Source organism: Pseudomonas sp. RG1 (assembly GCF_025910115.1).
GTDB classification, from domain to species: Bacteria; Pseudomonadota; Gammaproteobacteria; order Pseudomonadales; family Pseudomonadaceae; genus Aquipseudomonas; species Aquipseudomonas atacamensis.
Map to the genome: position 1 here is coordinate 111,522 of NZ_JAPCIK010000019.1, position 18,611 is coordinate 130,132.

Annotated in this window: 16 protein-coding genes and 1 pseudogene; 9 read left to right on the forward strand and 8 right to left on the reverse strand. The window is 59.4% G+C overall.

The window, feature by feature from the left end:
- Nucleotides 1–365: 365 nt before the first annotated feature.
- The 6 genes and pseudogenes from OK411_RS11945 to OK411_RS11965 form a co-directional block, all read right to left on the reverse strand.
- Complete coding sequence (locus OK411_RS11945; protein ID WP_016774270.1) at nucleotides 366–725, reverse strand: DUF6124 family protein; 360 nt, start codon at nucleotides 723–725, stop codon at nucleotides 366–368.
- Nucleotides 726–841: 116 nt separating this feature from the next.
- Nucleotides 842–1,207 carry a DUF6124 family protein gene (locus OK411_RS11950; RefSeq protein ID WP_264364942.1) on the reverse strand — a complete coding sequence of 122 codons (366 nt, stop codon included), beginning with the start codon at nucleotides 1,205–1,207 and terminating at the stop codon, nucleotides 842–844.
- Between the two features lie 578 nt (nucleotides 1,208–1,785).
- Nucleotides 1,786–2,055: a DUF6572 domain-containing protein gene (locus OK411_RS27040; protein ID WP_319636910.1), complete on the reverse strand. Its 270-nt coding sequence runs from the start codon at nucleotides 2,053–2,055 to the stop codon at nucleotides 1,786–1,788.
- A pseudogene (locus OK411_RS11955) lies at nucleotides 2,055–2,425 on the reverse strand (pyocin); the annotation flags it as partial. The pseudogene OK411_RS11955 and the gene OK411_RS27040, both read right to left, overlap by 1 nt.
- Nucleotides 2,426–2,735: 310 nt before the next feature.
- A complete protein-coding gene (locus tag OK411_RS11960; RefSeq protein ID WP_110599083.1) occupies nucleotides 2,736–3,116 on the reverse strand; it encodes a response regulator transcription factor in 381 nt (126 codons plus the stop codon).
- A gap of 96 nt (nucleotides 3,117–3,212) precedes the next feature.
- Nucleotides 3,213–4,217, reverse strand: a complete 1,005-nt coding sequence (locus OK411_RS11965) for a GlxA family transcriptional regulator (protein WP_071171896.1) — start codon at nucleotides 4,215–4,217, stop codon at nucleotides 3,213–3,215.
- Between the two features lie 198 nt (nucleotides 4,218–4,415).
- Here OK411_RS11965 and OK411_RS11970 point away from each other — a divergent pair, with 198 nt between their 5' ends.
- Together OK411_RS11970 and OK411_RS11975 are read left to right on the forward strand one after the other, a co-directional pair.
- Nucleotides 4,416–5,087, forward strand: a complete 672-nt coding sequence (locus tag OK411_RS11970) for a response regulator transcription factor (RefSeq protein ID WP_264364944.1) — start codon at nucleotides 4,416–4,418, stop codon at nucleotides 5,085–5,087.
- 56 nt (nucleotides 5,088–5,143) lie between these two features.
- Complete coding sequence (locus OK411_RS11975; protein WP_264364945.1) at nucleotides 5,144–10,606, forward strand: ATP-binding sensor histidine kinase; 5,463 nt, start codon at nucleotides 5,144–5,146, stop codon at nucleotides 10,604–10,606.
- A 57-nt stretch (nucleotides 10,607–10,663) separates the two neighbouring features.
- Here OK411_RS11975 and OK411_RS11980 read toward each other — a convergent pair whose 3' ends face one another.
- Entirely contained in the window at nucleotides 10,664–11,428 is a 765-nt protein-coding gene (locus tag OK411_RS11980; protein WP_071171898.1) for an SDR family oxidoreductase, read from the reverse strand.
- 116 nt (nucleotides 11,429–11,544) lie between these two features.
- Between OK411_RS11980 and OK411_RS11985 the strand changes: the two genes are divergently transcribed.
- The 7 genes from OK411_RS11985 (at nucleotide 11,545) to OK411_RS12015 (ending at nucleotide 17,176) form a co-directional block, all read left to right on the forward strand.
- A complete protein-coding gene (locus OK411_RS11985; RefSeq protein WP_264364946.1) occupies nucleotides 11,545–12,489 on the forward strand; it encodes a GlxA family transcriptional regulator in 945 nt (314 codons plus the stop codon).
- 95 nt (nucleotides 12,490–12,584) lie between these two features.
- A complete protein-coding gene (locus tag OK411_RS11990; protein ID WP_264364947.1) occupies nucleotides 12,585–13,145 on the forward strand; it encodes a nucleotidyltransferase family protein in 561 nt (186 codons plus the stop codon).
- Nucleotides 13,146–13,186: 41 nt separating this feature from the next.
- The gene (locus tag OK411_RS11995) at nucleotides 13,187–13,621 is read left to right on the forward strand and encodes an NUDIX hydrolase (protein ID WP_264364948.1); all 435 of its coding nucleotides are present in this window, start codon (nucleotides 13,187–13,189) and stop codon (nucleotides 13,619–13,621) included.
- A gap of 8 nt (nucleotides 13,622–13,629) precedes the next feature.
- Nucleotides 13,630–14,037, forward strand: a complete 408-nt coding sequence (locus tag OK411_RS12000) for a hypothetical protein (protein WP_264364949.1) — start codon at nucleotides 13,630–13,632, stop codon at nucleotides 14,035–14,037.
- Between the two features lie 443 nt (nucleotides 14,038–14,480).
- On the forward strand, nucleotides 14,481–14,840 hold the full coding sequence (locus OK411_RS12005; RefSeq protein WP_264364950.1) for a DUF6124 family protein: 360 nt from the start codon (nucleotides 14,481–14,483) through the stop codon (nucleotides 14,838–14,840).
- 138 nt (nucleotides 14,841–14,978) lie between these two features.
- Entirely contained in the window at nucleotides 14,979–16,520 is a 1,542-nt protein-coding gene (locus tag OK411_RS12010) for a T6SS phospholipase effector Tle1-like catalytic domain-containing protein (RefSeq protein ID WP_264364951.1), read from the forward strand.
- On the forward strand, nucleotides 16,520–17,176 hold the full coding sequence (locus OK411_RS12015) for a DUF2931 family protein (RefSeq protein WP_264364952.1): 657 nt from the start codon (nucleotides 16,520–16,522) through the stop codon (nucleotides 17,174–17,176). The genes OK411_RS12010 and OK411_RS12015 overlap by 1 nt, the downstream gene beginning before the upstream one ends.
- A 435-nt stretch (nucleotides 17,177–17,611) precedes the next feature.
- On the opposite strand, the gene OK411_RS12020 is transcribed toward OK411_RS12015, so the two are convergent.
- Nucleotides 17,612–18,571 carry an EamA family transporter gene (locus tag OK411_RS12020; RefSeq protein WP_264364953.1) on the reverse strand — a complete coding sequence of 320 codons (960 nt, stop codon included), beginning with the start codon at nucleotides 18,569–18,571 and terminating at the stop codon, nucleotides 17,612–17,614.
- Nucleotides 18,572–18,611: the final 40 nt, after the last annotated feature.

Sequence of the window (18,611 nt, forward strand, 5' to 3'; positions counted from 1 at the left end):
CTTGCCGTACTGCCTGGCGCTCAATCGCCCGCTGTGTAGAGCCATGCTAGGGCGGGGAGGCTGCGAGCGCAGTTGTCCATCGGTGTGCGTGGGCTACGCATGGGTGGAAGGGGGGTATACGAAGGTATGGGGGGCGAGGTGGGAATACCGGGCGAGGTGTTGTTCGAAACGAACATCGCCGCGATCGGCGAAGTCCTTTCGGGTTATGCCTTTTTCGGAGCTGGTGAGAATCAAGGAATCGATCAACCGCGCGGTGCAGAACAACATTCGCAGCTTTCTGGTCAGCTTGGACAGCGCCCACCTGGCTCGCTGAAATGGGCGACGCAGCGCAGGTGCCAGCACGCCTGCGCGGCCGATGCCGTTGTTCAGTCTGTGGGCACTACGTTATCCAACGCTTTGTTGACGGCCAATTCTCCTAGCATGACCACCTGCGCGATGCCCAACAGGGTATTGCGTCGTGAACCCTCCAGCATTCCGGCGAAATCGCTGAGCATCACCGTGGCGGAAGCCAGGGATTCGCAAGCGTTGACCAACAGTGATTCTGTGTCGGACTCAGGATTGACCATAAACAACGTGTTGGGACTGTAGGGCGTGGCGTTGATCTTGGCCGGCGCGAGGTAATGGTCGAGCGCGCGCTCGGCGGCGTCGTGAAGTTTTTTTGAATGGAAGGATTCATAAGGCGATACCGATTCGGTGACCGGCGGATGGGACGGTGTCTGTGACATCAGCTGAAACTCCGATGAGCGCCGCTTGAGCGTCTGGGTATGAGGACGACGCGCCACGGCTGTGGCGCGTCCGCTGGCAGTGAGGGGAGCACGCCCCCTCATGCCTCGATGGCCGGCTAGTTCGACACGCGTCGGCTGTCGAGCACGCGATTGACGATGAGCTCACTCAACATGATCACCTGCTGCAACATCAGCAGCGATCGACGCTGTGGATGGTCAATCACGCCGCCGATTTCGCGGGCCATGTCATTGGCGGCTGCCAGCGATTCACAGGCTTCGACGAGCAACGTTTCCTCATCCACCGTCGGGTCAATGAGAAAGATCCTGCCTGGCTGGCGCTTGGGAATGGTGGTTTTGAGCGTCTGAGGGTCGAGGTAAAAGTTGATGGCGCGAGCAGCCGCATCTTTTATCCGCTGAGGTTCCAGAGCAGGGTCGTACGGGATTGAATCCGCTTCCGGCGGGTTTGTGGTTACTTTGAACATTGATGAAGCTCCTAACACATTTAAGGGAGGCTTCACCCTTTCGCTACCAAACGAAGGGTGGCGGCCATGCACAGGTTGGTAGACCGGGTGTTAGGATCCGGCGCGCCCTAGGACGCCCTATACATGGCCACCGCAAATCCGAGACAGAAATCTCGACGGCAGATCTGTATATCTAACACTGCGGGCTACCAAACCCGATCACCTATTTCAGTGACCGACAAACGATAGGACCCGCAGCCTAGACGCACAAGCCGGCGGATTCTGAAGTACCCGTAGGCAGCGGCGCAAGGCGTTGTAGGCTTTTTGGAGGAGAAATCGGTGTAATTTAAACGTGCTTGCCAAGTCGTGTTTATGCGCTGTACGTGCCTGCTCATCTCACCTTTTCAGAATATCGGAGACCCGAATCTGTTTAGCCGATCTCAAGGCCGTTGCGCCGTGGGGCGGAGACATTCAAGCAAGTCGGGTCGTAGACGGGCTTTTTGGCTCTTCCACTGTTGGCCGTAGATCAGCAGAAAAACGCCTCGGCTGGCAGGTGAAAAAATTAACTGCCAGCACTGGGATCACAAATGACATAGCGCTTAGTCTGCTTTGAAAACGAACTCAAAACCGCTTCCCATTTTTTTCAGGAGCTCGGCCAGGCGCTCGAAGAACAATTCCCCCTGCTCCGAAACCTCGTACTTGCCGTAAACACGGATTACAAGTGACTTGCCGAGTGCAGCGGGAATCTTGTTATAGATCTCACCGCTTTCGATGAAAGCGATGTAGCCGTTTATCTTCCGTTGTAGCGCGAGCAGGTGCTCGGCTTGTAGGGTCTTATTGCCCCATTCTAGGTGGTCAGCGATGCCCAGCCTGCGCCGTCGAGTAGGCCTAGCGCGAGTGAGCCACCCAGCCGTTGGGCAACGGCACTGCCAGTTGCGGAGCCGCCGACAAACTGAAGGGACGTGCCTTCGGCGGTAATCGCTTCGCCAGTGGCCAAAACGGCCCATAGCCCATAGTCGGCCAGCTTTTCGACGGGAACGAAGCCTGTCGGGTTGCTGTGGTTAATTTCACCGTCGGGCAGGTTGCAGCTTTTGGCGAAGACGCAGCCCTTGAGGTCGGGTTTCGCGTCTGGCGCTGGCGGGAGTTCTTTGTATTGCGCCCAGTGCTGGGCGTTTAGGTCGACGGGTTCGACGCCGGCGTTGCGGTAACCCTTGGGTGGTTTGGGACGTAGCCGCTCAATCCTTGGTTCCTTGTTCTGGTACTTTTGAACGGGGTGAAGGGTGACAGGCGGAGTTTGCAGTGGCAATTAGTGGCGCTTTGATTCTAGATTCTGAGGCGCCTCTCATTTCCATGTGATCAAGTCAGCGCTTAAGGAAATGGGGTAGCTCAACTACCTCCGTAATCTCTGGAGCTTCCCCTCGCTCCCAGCCCTCTCCTCGAGGAGAGGGAGCCGACCGTGTTGTCTTCTGTCAGAAATCGGCCTGATCGACCGAGTCGATAGGAGGCGATAAATCCAGGCGACACGCAATTCAATGCGATGAGGGCCTTATCAAGTGTTTTCAGATTTACGCGGTGCAAACTCAACCCAGGCAAGTAGCTCGTCCGCCGCAAAGGGTTTACGCAGGCAGGCAACGACATCGGCTTCCCGAAACTTGGCGCAAAGCAAACCACTCTGATCCGCCGACACAAAAATCACCGGCATCCGCCAGCCTTGCGCCCGCAGTGCATCCAGCATCTGCAAACCACTCATGCCCGGCATCTGAATATCAGAGATCACACAATCAGTCTGCGCCGGCCCGTCCGAGTCAAGGTAGTCCGCTGGCGCCGCATAGCAGAACACCTGATACCCCGACGCCCGCAGCAGGCTGCTCAGCGATGTGCGCATTGCCTCGTCGTCGTCCACTACCGCAATGACATGCGTCTTGTGCATAACGCTCCCGGGCCGGGCGGCCGAGCTGGTGACTCCTGTCGTTCTTGCACCATACGCTGATGGCCAGCGGGCAAAACTATACGTAGGTATAGCGGTTCAGCCATCGCGGCTGAAGCGACTGCGGTAGTCGCGCGGGGAGATCGACAGGTGGCGCTGGAAGCAGGCGCGCAGGCGTTCTTCATCGTTGAAGCCGCAGATGCGGGCGATTCGTTCGATTTTGTGCGGGGAGTTTTCCAGTAGGCGTTTGGCCGCTTCGAGTCGGAACAGCTCGAGCGCTTTCGACGGTGTGCGCCCGGTGCGCGCTTTATAGACCCGCGTGAAGTTGCGCAGGCTCATTGCGGCTTGCTCGGCGAGGCGCTCCACCGTCAGATTCGGATCGCCGAGGCGCTCCATGAGCCAAAGGTGCAGATCATCGAACATTGCAGCGTCCTGCGCCTGCGATTGCAGCAGCGTGCTGTATTGCGCCTGGCCGCCGGGGCGTTTGATGTACACCACCAATTCCCGCGCGACTTGCAACGTCACTTCACGGCCGCAATCGGCCTCGACCAGCGCCAGCGCCAGATCGATCCCGGCGGTGACTCCGGCCGAGGTCCAGACCTTGCCTTGCTGAATGAAGATCGCGTCGGCATCTACCTCGACCGCTGGAAAGCGATCGCGCAAAGCGTCGCACATCGCCCAGTGAGTGGCAGCGCGGCGGGCGTCGAGCAATCCGGCCTGAGCCAGCAGAAACGCACCACTGCACACCGAGACCACGCGGCGGGCGAGGTGAGCATGGTCCTGCAGCCAGTCGCTCAGTTCGCGGTGCTTCTCAAGGGTCTGGCAGATGTCAGGGGCGCCGGGCACGACCAGCGTGTCCAGCGCGGCGGTGTCGAGCGTGGTTAACGCTTGGGTGTCGATGGCCAGCCCTTCGACGGTCTGGATCAAGCCACCGTTGAGGCTGGCGGTGTGCAGTTGATATCCAGACTGCCCGCGCTCGGCCATGGCCTTGCTCGCGGCCCAGAACACGGTTTGCGCACCGCTGAGATCGAGCAGGCTCAGGCGTGGGTAGGCGATGAACACCACGTCGCGCGGAGCCGTTGTAAAAGCGGGATGAGTGGACATCGCGGGCCTGCCTGTTTGCAGCGCTGGCGGCGGACTGCCTCAGCCTGGCCGATTTTCAGGGGTTTCTGGCCGGCCGGCAATGGCGCTGACTGTTAGCCTGATTGCTGACCGTCCGGCAGGTGTCTGGCTGCGGTGGCCATCCTGAACTAGATTTATTGACCAGCCCAACGCGTGCTGCGATCTCGCCGAGGAGACACAATGACCTTGTGGTCGCATTCCAGCCCTGCGCAAAGTCCCGGCGTGCTCGGCGAGCCATTGGTGTACGTGGTCGATGACGATGCCTCGATGCGCCAGGCGCTCGACAGCTTGCTGCGCTCGATCGGCCTCCAGGTGCAAACCTTCGACAGCGCCGGAGATTTTCTCGCGCAAGCGCAACGTGAGGTACCCGGTTGCCTGGTGCTCGACGTGCGCCTGCGCGGCGAAAGTGGCCTGACGTTTCAGGAACAGATGGAAAAAAACGGCTTGCGCATCCCCGTGGTGTTCATGACCGGCCACGGCGACATCGCCATGAGCGTCAAGGCGATGAAGGCCGGCGCGGTGGATTTTCTGGCCAAGCCGTTCCGTGATCAGGACATGCTCGACGCCGTGGCCAGTGCGTTGGCTCGCGACCGTGCGCGGCTGGCAGCCGAACACTCCGGCGCCGTTTTGTGTCGGGCTTACCAAACCCTGACCGCACGTGAGCGCGAAGTGCTCGGCTTCGTCATTGCCGGGCTGATGAACAAACAGATTGCCGGACAGCTCAACCTCAGCGAGGTCACGGTCAAGGTCCACCGTGGCCAGGTCATGCGCAAAATGGCCGCACGTTCAGTGGCCGATCTGGTGCGTATCGCAGAAGCGCTGGGCATCGAGCCTGTCCAGCGCAACCCCTGAGCGCTGGCGACGTGCAACTCACCGTGCGGCAAAAAACCTGAGCAGTGTTGACGCAGATGGCCAGCAGAAAACAGATTTTGTGGGACGACGGCGAGCGGGTGCTGTCCCGTGAGCGCGGTTCGAATGATGGCAGCCTACTGGCGGTGCGTCCGGCGATGGGCCAGCCATTGCCGAGCACCCTGGAGCGTCTGGCGCATGAATACAGCCTCAGGGACGACCTCAATCCTGCCTGGGCGTTGCAGCCGACAGCTTTCGAGCGTACGGGCACCCGAGTTCGTCTGCTGTTCGACGATCCGGGCGGCGAGCCGTTGTCGCGGTTGCTGGTCGCCCCGCTGGATATCGAAACCTGTCTGGAATTGGCCACGAACATCGCCAAGGCACTGGGCCATATGCATCAGCGTGGTCTGGTGCACAAAGACCTGAAACCGCAGCATGTTTTTGTCCATTGTCATGATGGGCAGGCGCGGCTGACCGGCTTCGGCCTGGCCACGCGCTTGCCACGGGAGCGGCAAGCGCCCACGCCACCGGAATCTATCGCCGGGACGCTGGCCTACATGGCGCCGGAACAAACCGGGCGGATGAATCGTTCGATTGATTCGCGTAGTGATCTGTATGCCTTTGGCGTGACGCTTTACCAGATGCTCACCGGCTCGCTGCCGTTCAGTGCAAATGACCCGACGGAGTGGGTGCATTGCCATATCGCGCGGCTGCCAATGCCCGTGTGTGAACGGGTGGCGACGGTGCCGCCGATGTTCTCGCGACTGGTCATGAAACTGCTGGCGAAAACGGCCGAGGAACGCTATCAGAGCGCAGCCGGTGTCGAGCATGACTTGCGCCGTTGCCTCGATGACTGGCGCCGTATGCGGCAGATCGAGACGTTCACGTTGAACGAGCAGGGCGCCTGCGAGCGCTTGCTGATTCCGGAAAAACTCTACGGCCGCGAACACGAAGTGCAAACGTTGATCGATGCCTTCGCCAATGTGGTGCAGACAGGCGCGCCGACACTGGTGCTGGTATCCGGCTATTCCGGCATCGGCAAATCGTCGGTGGTCAGTGAACTGCACAAGGTGCTGGTGCCGTCGCGTGGCTTGTTCGCCGCCGGCAAGTTCGACCAGTACCAGCGCGACGTGCCTTATTCGACCCTGGTTCAGGCCTTTCAGGGGCTGGTGCGGACGCTATTGGGCAAGCGCACCGACGTACTGGCGGGCTGGCGCGAAGCACTGTTGCGGGCACTGGAAGCGAATGCGCGGTTGATCACCGATCTGATCCCCGAACTCAAGCTGATCATCGGCGAGCCGCCGCCCGTGCCTGAGTTGGAGCCGCAACAGGCGCAGCAGCGGTTCCTTCAGGTCTTGCAGCGTTTTATCGGCGTGTTCGCTCAGGCCGAGCATCCGTTGGCGCTGTTCCTTGACGACCTGCAATGGCTCGACGCGGCCACCCTTGATCTGCTCGAAGATATGCTCAGTCGCGCAGAGACCCCTCATCTGCTGCTGGTCGGTGCTTATCGCGACAACGAGGTAGATGGCGATCACCCACTCAGCCGCACACTCAAGACCCTGCATCACGCCGACGTACACATTGACGAAATTCGTCTGGCGCCACTGGCTGGCGCGCACATCGAACAACTGATCAGCGAGTCACTGCGCTGCCCGCCGGCGAGCATTGTCGCGCTGGCGCGGCTGGTACTGGACAAGACCGCTGGCAATCCGTTCTTCGTCATCCAGTTTCTGCACGCCCTGGCCGAGGAGAAGCTGCTGACATACGAGCCTGCGCGCCAGCGCTGGCGGTGGGATGTGCACCTGATCAACGGCAAGGGCTACACCGACAATGTCGTCGATTTGATGGTCGGCAAACTGGCGCGGCTGCCCCAGGAAACCCGCCAGGCGCTGCAACAACTGGCCTGCCTGGGCAACGTCGCGCGTCTCGACACGCTGGCCACAGTCCTTGATGTGCCGGTGCCTCACGTTCACTCCGCATTGTCGCCGGCGGTGCGGCTGGAGTTGGTCGAGCGTCAGGACGGTGCCTACAGGTTTGTGCATGATCGCATCCATGAGGCGGCGTATTCGCTGATCGCGGAAACCGAACGGGCGCAAATGCACCTGCGCATCGGCCGGCTGCTGGCACTGCAAACCCAGGGTGAGCGGCGCGAGGAGGCGATCTTCGAGATTGTCGGCCAGCTCAATCGCGGTGCGCATCTGATCAGCCTGCGTGCCGAGCGCGAGCAGCTGGCCGAGTTCAACCTGCTCGCCGGCCAGCGAGCGAAGGCCTCGACCGCTTATACCTCAGCACTGACCTATCTGGGCGCCGGCGCAGAACTGTTGGGCGAGCAGGGTTATGACAGTCGGCATGAACTGGGTTTCGCTCTGGAGCTGAACCGTGCCGAGTGCGAATTTCTCACCGGCCAACTGCAGCTTGCCGACTCGCGCCTGGCGACATTGGCCGAGCGCGCCGTGACCACCGTCGAGCGCGCGGCGGTGGCGTGCATGCAGATGGATGTCTACTTGCTGCTCGATCGCAGTGACCGGGCGGTGACGGTGTGTCTGGCCTTTCTGCGTCAGGTCGGCATCGATTGGCCAGCGCGTCCGGACGATATTCAGGTGCGCGACGAATATCAGCAGGTCTGGACCAGGCTGCGCGGGCGCAGTATCGAGCAGATGATCGACTTGCCGCTGATGGAGGATCCTGCCGCGCGGGCCACCCTCGATGCGCTGGGCAAACTCTTCGCGCCGGCGGTGCAGTCGGATCTGAACCTCGCCAGCCTGACCATTTGCAAAGCGATCAGCCTGAGCCTGCAATATGGCAACTGCGACGCCTCCTGCCTGCTCTATGCCAACTTCGGGCGCGTGTCGGGGCCGCGTTTTGGCGACTATGCCGCTGGTTATCGATTTGGCCGTCTGGGCTGCGATCTGGTTGATCGGCGCGGGCTCACGCGTTATGAAGCGAGCACTTGGTTGTGCTTCTCGATCTTCGTGGTGCGCTGGATGCGGCCAGTGCGCGAGTGCCGCGAACTGTTGCGCCGTGCGCTCAACGCGGCCCATCGCAGCGGCGATCTGCCGTATGCAGCGTTCGCTGGAAACAGCCTGATTTCCGATCTGTTGTTTATCGGCGAGCCGCTGGCCGAGGTGCAGGCGCAAGCGGAATCAGGGCTGGTCTATGCACAAAAGGTCGGTTTCGGTCTGGTGGCGGATTTCATGCGCTGCCAGTTGACGCTGATCCGCATGCTGCGCGGGCAGACGCCGACGTTCGGCTGTTTCGACGATGAGGGGTTCGATGAAACAGCTGTCGAAGCGCATCTGGCCGGTTCGGCGGATCTGGCGCTGGCGCGCGGCAAGTACTGGGTACGCAAGTTGCAGGCGCGCTATCTGGCCTGGGATTACGCGGCGGCCGCTGAGTGCGCGGCCCAGGCGCAGGGACTTTTGTGGGTGGTTTCGGCGTTTTTCGAGGAGGCCGAATACCATTTCTACGCGGCTTTGACCTTGGCGGCCCACGGCGAAACTGACGCCGGTGCTTTGCAGCGTCTGGGTCAACATCATGAACAGTTGCAGACGTGGGCGCGCTTGTGTGCAGAGACCTTCGCCAGTCAGGTGGCGCTGGTCGGCGCGGAAATGGCGCGCGTCACCGGGCAGTTGCTCGAAGCCGAATTGCAGTACGAGCAAGCCATTCAATTGGCTCAGGACAATGGTTTGCTCCATATCCAAGCGCTGGCCAACGAACTGGCCGCACGGTTCTACAGCGCTCGCGGTCTGGCCAGGATATCCCGCGTCTACCTGCGCGACGCACGTTATGCCTATCTGCGTTGGGGGGCTGCTGGCAAGGTGCGGGAGCTGGAGCGACGTCATCGTTTTCTGCGTGCCGAAGAGGCGCAACCGAATCCGGTCACCACGCTCATTACGCCAGTTGAACATCTCGACCTGGCAACGGTGCTCAAGGTCTCTCAAGCAGTCTCCGGCGAGATCGTCCTGGACCGTTTGATCGAAACGGTGATGCGCACCGCGATCGAACAGGCCGGGGCCGAGCATGGCCTGCTTATTTTGTTGAACGCCGACGTTCCCTATGTCGCTGCGCGAACCCGTATCGGCGACGGTGCCACGCAGTTGTGCAACGCGCCGCTGCACACGGTGGCGCTGGCAGAGTCGGTGCTCTACCAGACGCTGCGCACCGGCGAAAACCTGTGCCTGGACGACGCGGTTGCCGATCCGCTGTTCGCCGCTGATCCATACGTTCAGCAACGAGGCGCGCGCTCAATCCTTTGCCTGGCATTGATGAATCAGGCGCGGGTCGCCGGGGCGCTGTATCTGGAAAACAACCTGTCCGCCGGGGTGTTCAGCCCGACGCGTCTCGCCGTGTTGCGCCTGGTGGCGTCGCAGGCAGCGATCTCGCTGGACAACGCGCGCCTGTACCGCGACCTCGCCGAGCGAGAAGCGAAGATCCGTCGGCTGGTCGACGCCAACATCATCGGCATCATCGTCTGGGGCGTGAAAGGGGAAATCATCGAGGCCAACGACGCGTTCCTGCGCATGGTCGGTTACACCCGTGATGAGTTGCTTTCGGGCAATGTCCATTGGCGTGACATGTCCCCGCCGGCGATGCGCGCTAACAGCGATATTGCACTGGCAACGGCGATCCACACCGGCCGGGCCCAGCCATTCGAAAAGGAGTACATCCGCAAGGACGGCAGTCGGCTGCCGGTGATTGTCGGTCTGGCCGCCTTCGAAGCGAGTCAGCAACAGGGCCTGGCCTTTGTGCTGGATATCAGCGAACGCAAGCTGGCTGAAGAGCAAGTGCGCGAAGGCGAGCGTCGTTATCGTCAGGTGCAAACGGAACTGGCCCACGCCAATCGTGTGGCAACCATGGGCCAGTTGGCCGCATCGATTGCCCACGAAGTCAATCAGCCGATCGCCGCCACGGTGACCCATGCCAATGCCGCGTTGCGCTGGCTCGGTGCAAAGCCACCAAATATCAACGAAGTCGAGCAGGGCCTGCGGCATATCATTCTCGACGGCAACCGCGCCGCCGACGTACTCGGGCGCATCCGCGCGCTGATTCACAAAACGCCACCGCAGCGTCAGCCTGTCAGCCTCAATCTGCTGATTGAAGAAATGGTCGGTTTCAGCCGTGGCGAAGCGCTCAAGCACGGCGCCGAAGTCAGCGTTGAGCTGGCGGCAGATTTGCCTTTCGTAGTGGCGGACCGGGTCGAACTGCAACAGGTGCTGCTTAACCTGATCATCAACAGCCTCGAAGCCATGACGATCATGGCAGAGGGGCAGCGACGTCTGCTGATTCGCAGTGAGGCGCTGGGTGATAACGTGCACATCAGTGTCAGCGATTCAGGGCCGGGCTTTGCCTGCGAGCGGGCGGAGCAAGTGTTCACGGCGTTCTACACGACCAAATCCACCGGGCTGGGCATGGGCCTGTCGATTTGCCGCACGATCATTGAAGGACACGGCGGCAAATTGTGGGCCGAGCGCAATGAGCCGAGCGGGGCGCGGGTGGTGTTTGGCTTGCCGCGTTGTGAATGAACATGATCAACAGCCAGGCTACCCGGGCATTGAGCCCGGGTGTTTCTGTCGGTGAGTTCAGGCCACCGGAATAGGATTTTCCAGCAGCGACAGGTTGAATTGCTCGATCAACCCGTGCTCGTTCGCGCCCTGGTTGGCTCGCAGCGGCAAGACTCGGTCAACCAGCACTTCGGTAGTGGCGGTTTCCAGCTTGATCAGGGTTTCCTCGATGAACTCGCCCAGCGGCATGGCGCGCTCGTCGCCGCTCTTGTGAATCAGGTCGGTATCAACCCAAGGTGGCGCGATTTCCAGGACCTTGACGCTGGTGTCGCGCAGCATGAAACGCTGCGACAGCGAGTAGGAATGGATAGCCGCTTTGGTCGCCGAATATAGCGCCGTGGTCGCCAGCGGCAGGTAGGCCAGCACCGAGCTGTTGTTGATGATGTAGGCCTCGGGCTGGCGCTTGAGGTGTTCGACGAACGCCGCGCTGACGCGTACCGGGCCGAGCAGGTTGGTCTGCAACAGACCGACGGCCTGTTCATCGTTGAAGTCGCCGGAACCCGCGTTGTCGAAGGGCATGATCCCGGCGTTGTTGATGATTACGTTCAACGACGGATGGCGGCGGATGACTTCGGCGGCGACGTCCTTGATCTGCTGCGCATCGTTGATGTCCAGCTGCACGGTGTCGATGCCCGGATTCGCTTGGGCAATCTCTGCCAGCAGGGTCTGGCGACGACCAGCGATGATGACCTTGTTGCCGCGCTGATGCAGGGCCTCGGCCAGTGCGCGGCCGATGCCGGAAGTGCCGCCGGTGATGAAGATCGTGTTCGCTTCAAGTTTCATGAGCTGCGTCCCGCGAGTGGATTGATTGGTATGCAAGCCATGATGGAGAAAACCTGCTCCGACCTGAATGACGTATGTGGTAGTGTTTCAGGACATTCAACAAACGGAGCGCGACCATGCATCGAGTCGGCTATCTGCTCTCGGAAGGTTTTCAGGTCATGGCGCTGGCGACCCAGTCGGTGTTCGAGTTCGCCAACATCGTCACCGGCAAAGCCGTGTACAAGGTGCAAAATTTTTCCCAGGCCGGCGGCATCGTCAGCTCCTCGCTGGGCTTGCACATCGATACGTTGCCGCTGACGCAAGCGGGGCTGGCCGACAGTTGGCTGGTGGCTGGCACGCTGACACCGCTGACGCCGCCCGGTGCTGACGTGCTGCACAGCGTGCGCGGGCTCGCCGACGGCGCACGCCGCGTGGCCGGCATCTGCACCGGCTCGTTCGTACTGGCGCAGGCCGGAGTGCTGGATAACCGCCGCGTGACCACGCACTGGGCGTTCGCCCCGGCGCTGCGCAGGATGCATCCCTCGGTGAATGTCGAGGACGACCGCATCTTTATCATCGACGGCCCGGTGTGGACATCGGCGGGCATGACCGCTGGTGTCGACATGGCGCTGGGTATGGTCGAGAAGGATCTGGGCAGCGAAATCGCCCGCTCGGTCGCCCATCGACTGGTGATGCATCAGCGTAGATCTGGAGGGCAGTCGCAGCATTCGGAATTGCTGTCGCTGTCGCCCAAATCCGACCGCATTCAGAGTGCGCTGGATTACGCGCGCAAGCACCTCAATCGCCCGCTGAGCGTCGAAGAACTGGCCGAAGTGGTGCACCTGAGTCCGCGGCAATTCACCCGCGTGTTCACCGCCGAAACCGGCCAGTCTCCAGCCAAGGCGATAGAGAGCCTAAGGCTGGAAGCAGCGCGTTTGCTGATCGAGCAGAGCAGTCACAGTCTGGATGTAGTCGCCAGGGAAACCGGGTTTCGTGACCGTCGGCACATGCGCGAGGTGTTCATGCGCGGCTTTGGCGTGCCGCCGCAGGCGGTACGGCGGGATTCGCGGCGGATGGTGTGAGGCTCGTCTGGTTACGTGACGTTATGTTGAGCACCAGCGACCTTTGCCCGAAACCTTTGGTAGGCTCGTGCAGCAAACGGATATGGACTGAAAAAATGAATCTGGAAGCGCAACTGCGGGATCTGATTGCTGAGGATCCCGTCCGTATGCACATCCTGCGCATGGTCAGGGATCTCAACTTGCCGGACTGCTGGGTTGCCGCAGGTTTTGTGCGCAGCCTGGTTTGGGATCATCTGCATCAGCGCCAGCCTTCGCCGTTGCCCGAGGACATTGATGTCGTATGGTTTGACACAGCATGTGCCAGTGCGCAAACAGACCTGGCCTTGGAGGTCGAGCTTGCAGCCCTGTGCAGTGGCTTGAACTGGTCGGTGAAAAACCAGGCACGCATGCACCAGCGGAACGCCGATGCGCCTTATGGGGCGGCTGCCGATGCAATGACGTTCTGGCCGGAAACTGCTACGGCAGTAGCGGTCAGGCTTGATCGGCATGGCGCGATAAAGGTTTCGGCGCCGTTGGGGCTGGAGGATTTGTTTGCGCTGAAAGTGCGGCCAACCGCCCGATTTGAAAGTGATAAAAACGCGGTGTTTGTGGAGCGCGTGCAGTCGAAGAGATGGCTCGAGATCTGGCCGAAGTTGACGCTCGTAACGCAGGGGTGATGCCACCCCGATTGATCGTTTAAACCGATAAGGAAATCTTTATGCATCCCGACAAGGCCTGTCCTGTTGTGCTTTGTTTCGCACAGCGCCCGCGAATCCTGCTGTTTCGACATCCACAGGCTGGGGTGCAGTTAGTAAAAGGAACCATTGAGCGCGGCGAATCACCTGCCGAGGCCGCTTTGCGAGAACTGGCGGAAGAGTCCGGTATCCACAATGCGACAATCTGTGAAGATTTAGGCAGCTGGGTGTCTTGCCACCACGGACAAGTCTGGTCGTTTCAACATTGCGAGGTGCGTGAGCCACTGCCAGAGCGATGGTCTCACCAGACACTGGATGATCACGGGCATGTCTTCGAGTTTTTCTGGGCCTCGCTCGATGAGTTACCGTATGGCGATTGCCATCCTGTGTTTCGTCGAGCGCTGGGTTTTTTGATGGAGGCTTTGAAGTACCAAGGACAACTAGCGGCAAACGACTGAGGAGCAAAATGGAGATCAACCGCCTGCTCAAGAAGCGACAGTTGAATGTGCAGGAACAGAATGCCGTGACGGCCCATCGGCTGATGACGACCGCAAAATTCTGGCGTAACGCCGGTCTTCCCGTCGCCTTGGTTGGTTATGGCGAAAGCCAGGGCATCGACTGGGCGGGCACCGTGGTACTTGAACTGGAAGTCGATTTCCCCGGCATGCCACGGCTGTATGGCTTGATCCTGAATCAGGCAGAACGGTTCATAGCCTTTGAAATTGACACCGACAGTGATCACCAGTGCGTGGAAACTGTAGAGCGATGGGAAGATGTAACTTCAATTCAGAACCATGCAGTTTCCCAGCGCGGCACTGGTAAAGGTTTCGCTGTGATTGCTCTTCAGATCAGACGGGAAATTTCAGGATCGTGACAGGCAAGGGCCGCCGGGAACCTCAGCACAATCCCCTTGTAGGATTGAGCCTGCTCGCGATGACGGCAGCACATTCACAGCCACATAAACAGAAAACCCTCAGCCCGTTTAAACAGTAACTCCAGCCTTAAGCAAACGGCTACAACGCCTTGCGCCATTCCCTACGACTACGCCAGAATCCGCCGGCTTGTGCGTCTGCCGTTCCCTCCGTAACTTGATTCCTGTCACTGCTCATCAGTGATCGGGTCTGCAAGCCCTTCGGAATCAGTCGCATAGCCCTGCCAAAGGACACTTGTTCGTGTCCGCTCAATGGCGGCTTTGTGCGGGAGACCTTCGGGTCTGCCGGGTTCCTGATTTCCCGGTCTTGCAGACCCGCACACAGCTGCCACCCATCATCTGCAAGTGATGTTGGTAGCTCCAGACGAATAATCAGGAGTTTCACCATGTTCAAAGTCACACCCAATCCCCCAACCACCGACCCCGCATCGCCCTACGAATCCAGAGCCTCGAAAAAGCTTCACGAAGCCGCCGAACGCGCCCTCGATCACTACCTCGGCCCGGCAGACATCCTGGCCAGCACCAACACCCCGGAACAGATGTTCCTCGCCAACCCGAAATACGACACCGAGTCCCTGCTGGCCAACGCCAGCGAATCCCTCGGCTCGGCCACCACCATGCTCTACGACTTCGCCGCGCTGCTCGACAACCCGCGCCGCAAAACCCTGCTAGGCATCGCCCAGGTCGTCATGCTCGGCGAAATCGCGGTAAATCAGGCGTTGGATAAAGTCGAAATCGCCAAATGACCCGCAATGCGACGAGCGCAAAACCTCGTCGCAATCCCCGGGCGCGCCATGGCTGGCACACGGCCACGGCTTGCACCACCCGGGCTCGACTGTCACCCTTCGGGCCGTTCTTCAAGGATCAGAACAAGGAATCAAGGATTGAGTGGTTACGTTCCAAACCTGCCGAAAAACTACCGCTACGAACAAGCCAAACCCGTCGACCTACACGCCCAACACTGGGCCGAGTATGAGAAGCATGGGAAAGAGCCCGCGCGCGAGCCTGAGAAGATAGGCATTGCGTTGAGAATCGGGGTTTTCTTTGATGGCACAGGCAACAATGCGAACAACTCTGCTGCGGGGTTGTTGTGCGGTGCTCAGCATCCGATTGCGCCTGAGGATATACCAGCTAGCTGTATGCCTTACATGAGTGACCCGGATAGTAGTTATGGCGCCGGGCCTACGAATATCAGGAAATTGTTTTCTCTGTATAAAAAGACCCAGAAAGCCGAAGGCGATGGCTTTCTTAAGTACGTCTCAAGCCCAATATATGTCGAAGGTATAGGCACTGAAAGCAATCAGATGGATAGTGCTGTAGGTGCTGGAACGGGGCGAGGTGAGACTGGTGTTACGAGTCGCGTACAAGCGTCCTTCACGCAGATAAAACAAGCTATCGAAGAGGCACTGCAAGAGAACCCCGACAGTGAAATTGCGTCCCTGACTTTCGATACATTTGGCTTCAGTCGTGGGGCTGCTGCTGCACGGCACTTCGCAAATGAAGTGGTGCGGGATAAGCAAGGAGCTTTAGGAGATCTCCTAAACCGGAACGCCGCAGATTTCAGTCGCACCTTTGATAATAAATACGGAAACGGCATCAAAATGGGTTTCATCGGGCTCTTTGACACGGTGCCCTCAATTGCTGGCTTCACCAATCTTGGCCGGGTGAAGAGTCCTATAGCTCCCGGTGTGAGGCTTTACCTGGACCGTCAATACTTCACGGATGTCGTACATCTCGTAGCGCGTGATGAGTGTCGCGCTAATTTTGCGCTCAGCCGAGTGAAGCCCGCGCACCCTGAGTACACTCTTCCCGGGGTTCATTCGGATGTTGGCGGCAGCTATCTTGATGAAGTAGAGGAACGCGTGCTTGTCAGTCCGATGCAAACTCTCGATGTACCTCGGTACGTAGACGTTTCAACGACGTCGATTTATCACGACGCCGCGCGCGTAAAAAGCGAGTGGCTTGCTAAAGGATGGCCTGCGCATCTGCTGGATATTGTCACCCCGGCTTCCTTCGAAATTCCGCAGGAGCATCAAGACAGGCTTTCACCGGGGCAGAAGCGCGTATATGCCGCTCTACAATTGAAACGTCCGGTGAGTGGTAAACTTTCGAGAGTTTATTTAAGAGTCATGTATCAGCTGGCAAAAGAAAAGGGTGTTCAATTCATTGATATACCGGAAGATGACGAATACTCCGTGCCGGCAGAGCTGCAACCTCTTTGTGACCGATTTCTCACCGGAAACTACAGAACAACTGCTGAAGAAGAGGCTTTGCTCAAGCTGAAGTACATTCATACCTCTGCAAACTGGAATCATCCCCTTGGAAGAAGAGACGGGAGCGGTATTGATGCTGTTTACATCAACGCCCCGACGGAAGACGCGATCCGTGTACAACATCCTCACGTAGCTGATTGGAAGCTCTGGTAATGAAGTCTGTAATCGCTCTGCTTGTCGCCTTATTGTTAATGGGCTGCCAGAGAGGAGGTTTCGAAAGTGGGGAAAATGACCCCAAGTCTCCTTGGTGGCAAATAGGGTTCGTTGAGCCGAATTACATGAAGATCTGGGTTGAGGACAGCTCGGTGCTGGATATCAATAACAGAATGTTTTTCAGAGTCGGTGGAAAATCCGCTCCCGGAGGCGAACCAGAAGATGGGACGGAGTCTGCCCGTGGTTGGGGAACAGTCGGTGGTTCTGGAGTTATGGTTACCGGTGCTGACCTTCCTCGAATGATTTTTGTCCGTTGGCAGTCGATATCGGAGCAGAAAACCTATAAAGGCTTCATAGAGATTCCAGAGGAAGCGAGGCAACTGATGGTGCAGTCCACACATCAGCGGTGCCCGAAGACTCCCGAAAGAACCGCACGTTACTCCGCAACGCTGCTTGTGGGGCTCGCCCCGGGGGGAGTGCTTCAAGCGTGGGTCAGGGACTCCTGCCACCGCCCGATAAAAGTCTCCCATGCTCAAGGCGAACTCGAACCTCTCGGCCCGGAGCAGGGCAAGCATGGCGGGCGCTATGCCTATCCCGTGAGTGAAAAGGCCAAGCGTTACATTGATAAGTTCGGCATCCCGTACGGTAGTTGGTAAATGACGTTGATGGAGCGCCATCTACTTTTCAGGCGCCAGACCGTTTCAATTTCGCTGAGTCGAATTAGCGGGGCGGCGTCTTGAGAATAGAAAAGGCCGACCGTTTCGATGATGTCGACTACGACGCAGGCTATGAGTATCGAGGGTTCAATTACCTGATTCTGGATGGTGTCGATCAGTTTCTCGTCAGAACTTACGATGACCAACCCGGTAGCGCGACGGTTGTACGCCCTGCCATGACCACAAGCACCAGACTCAGAACGCTGGCGGAATTCTTACGAACGGAGCTGGAGGTAACTGCGATTTATCTCTACAAGGGTGAAATAGGAAGCTATGCCCAGGTAGACCTAGAGAGCCTGCAATTCTGCTGATCCGGTATCGAGCCGGGAGCGATAAGCAGGACTCGCCAACCATGAGTCCCGCCACCACATCCCCTCAAACCTCAGCCTTCACCCCAACCTTCACCGGCACTTTGCGATACGTCAGCAAAACAATCCCGCTCACCACAATCACTCCACCGACGATCTGCCCTCTGCTGAGCATTTGATCCAGCACAATCCAGCCCATCAACAACGTCGCCAGTGGTTCGATATTCATCACCGGGGCGTTGCGTGGCATGTCCAGTCGGGGTACGGAGATGAACAACACAATGAAGCCGGTCCCATAGAGTACGACAAGCGTGGCAAGGGCCAGCCAGCCGGTTGAGGTGGCGGGGAGGTTGAGTCCGCCGGGGAGGGCACCGGTCAGGCCGGCCAGGTTGACGCTGCTGAAGACGATGAAGATGGTCAGCAGGCTGCGCACCGAGCCGCGCACTTGCGACAGTTTGTGGTCGGTGATCCACAGCGCGCAGGCGAAGACGCTGGCGGCGCAGAAGGCGAGTGCGACGCCCAGTAGCCATTCCGGGCCGACGCTGGCGCTGTCTGACAGACGTCCGGGAACGTCCAGCACGAACACCAGCCCAACGAGAATCAAGCCCATCAACATCGCGGTGCGCGCGGTTGGGCGTGGGCCGCCCAGCGCCCAGGTCAGCAAGGCCAGCAGGATCGGAAACACGTTGGCCACCAGCAGCGCCAGAGCGACCGGGACCCGCGCGACAGCGGAGTACAGACACAGGCTCTGCGCAGTAATCAGCAGGCCCAACAACAGTTGCCAACGCCACGCGCCCGTCGGCAGGCGCAGGCTTTGTCGCTGCCACAGGACGAGAATGGCCAGCACCAGCAAGGTCCCGCCCGAGCGCATCAGAATCGCCAGCAACACGCCCGCGCCATCATCAAAAGCGACCCGTGCTGCGACGTGGTTGCCGGCGAACGCACAACCCATGCACAACAGAATGATCACGGCGAGATAACGGGGGAAGGGCGGCGGTACAGTAGGCGCAAACTCAGGACGGGACATGGCAGATCTCAAAAATGATAGCCACTCGGGGTGGCTCAGG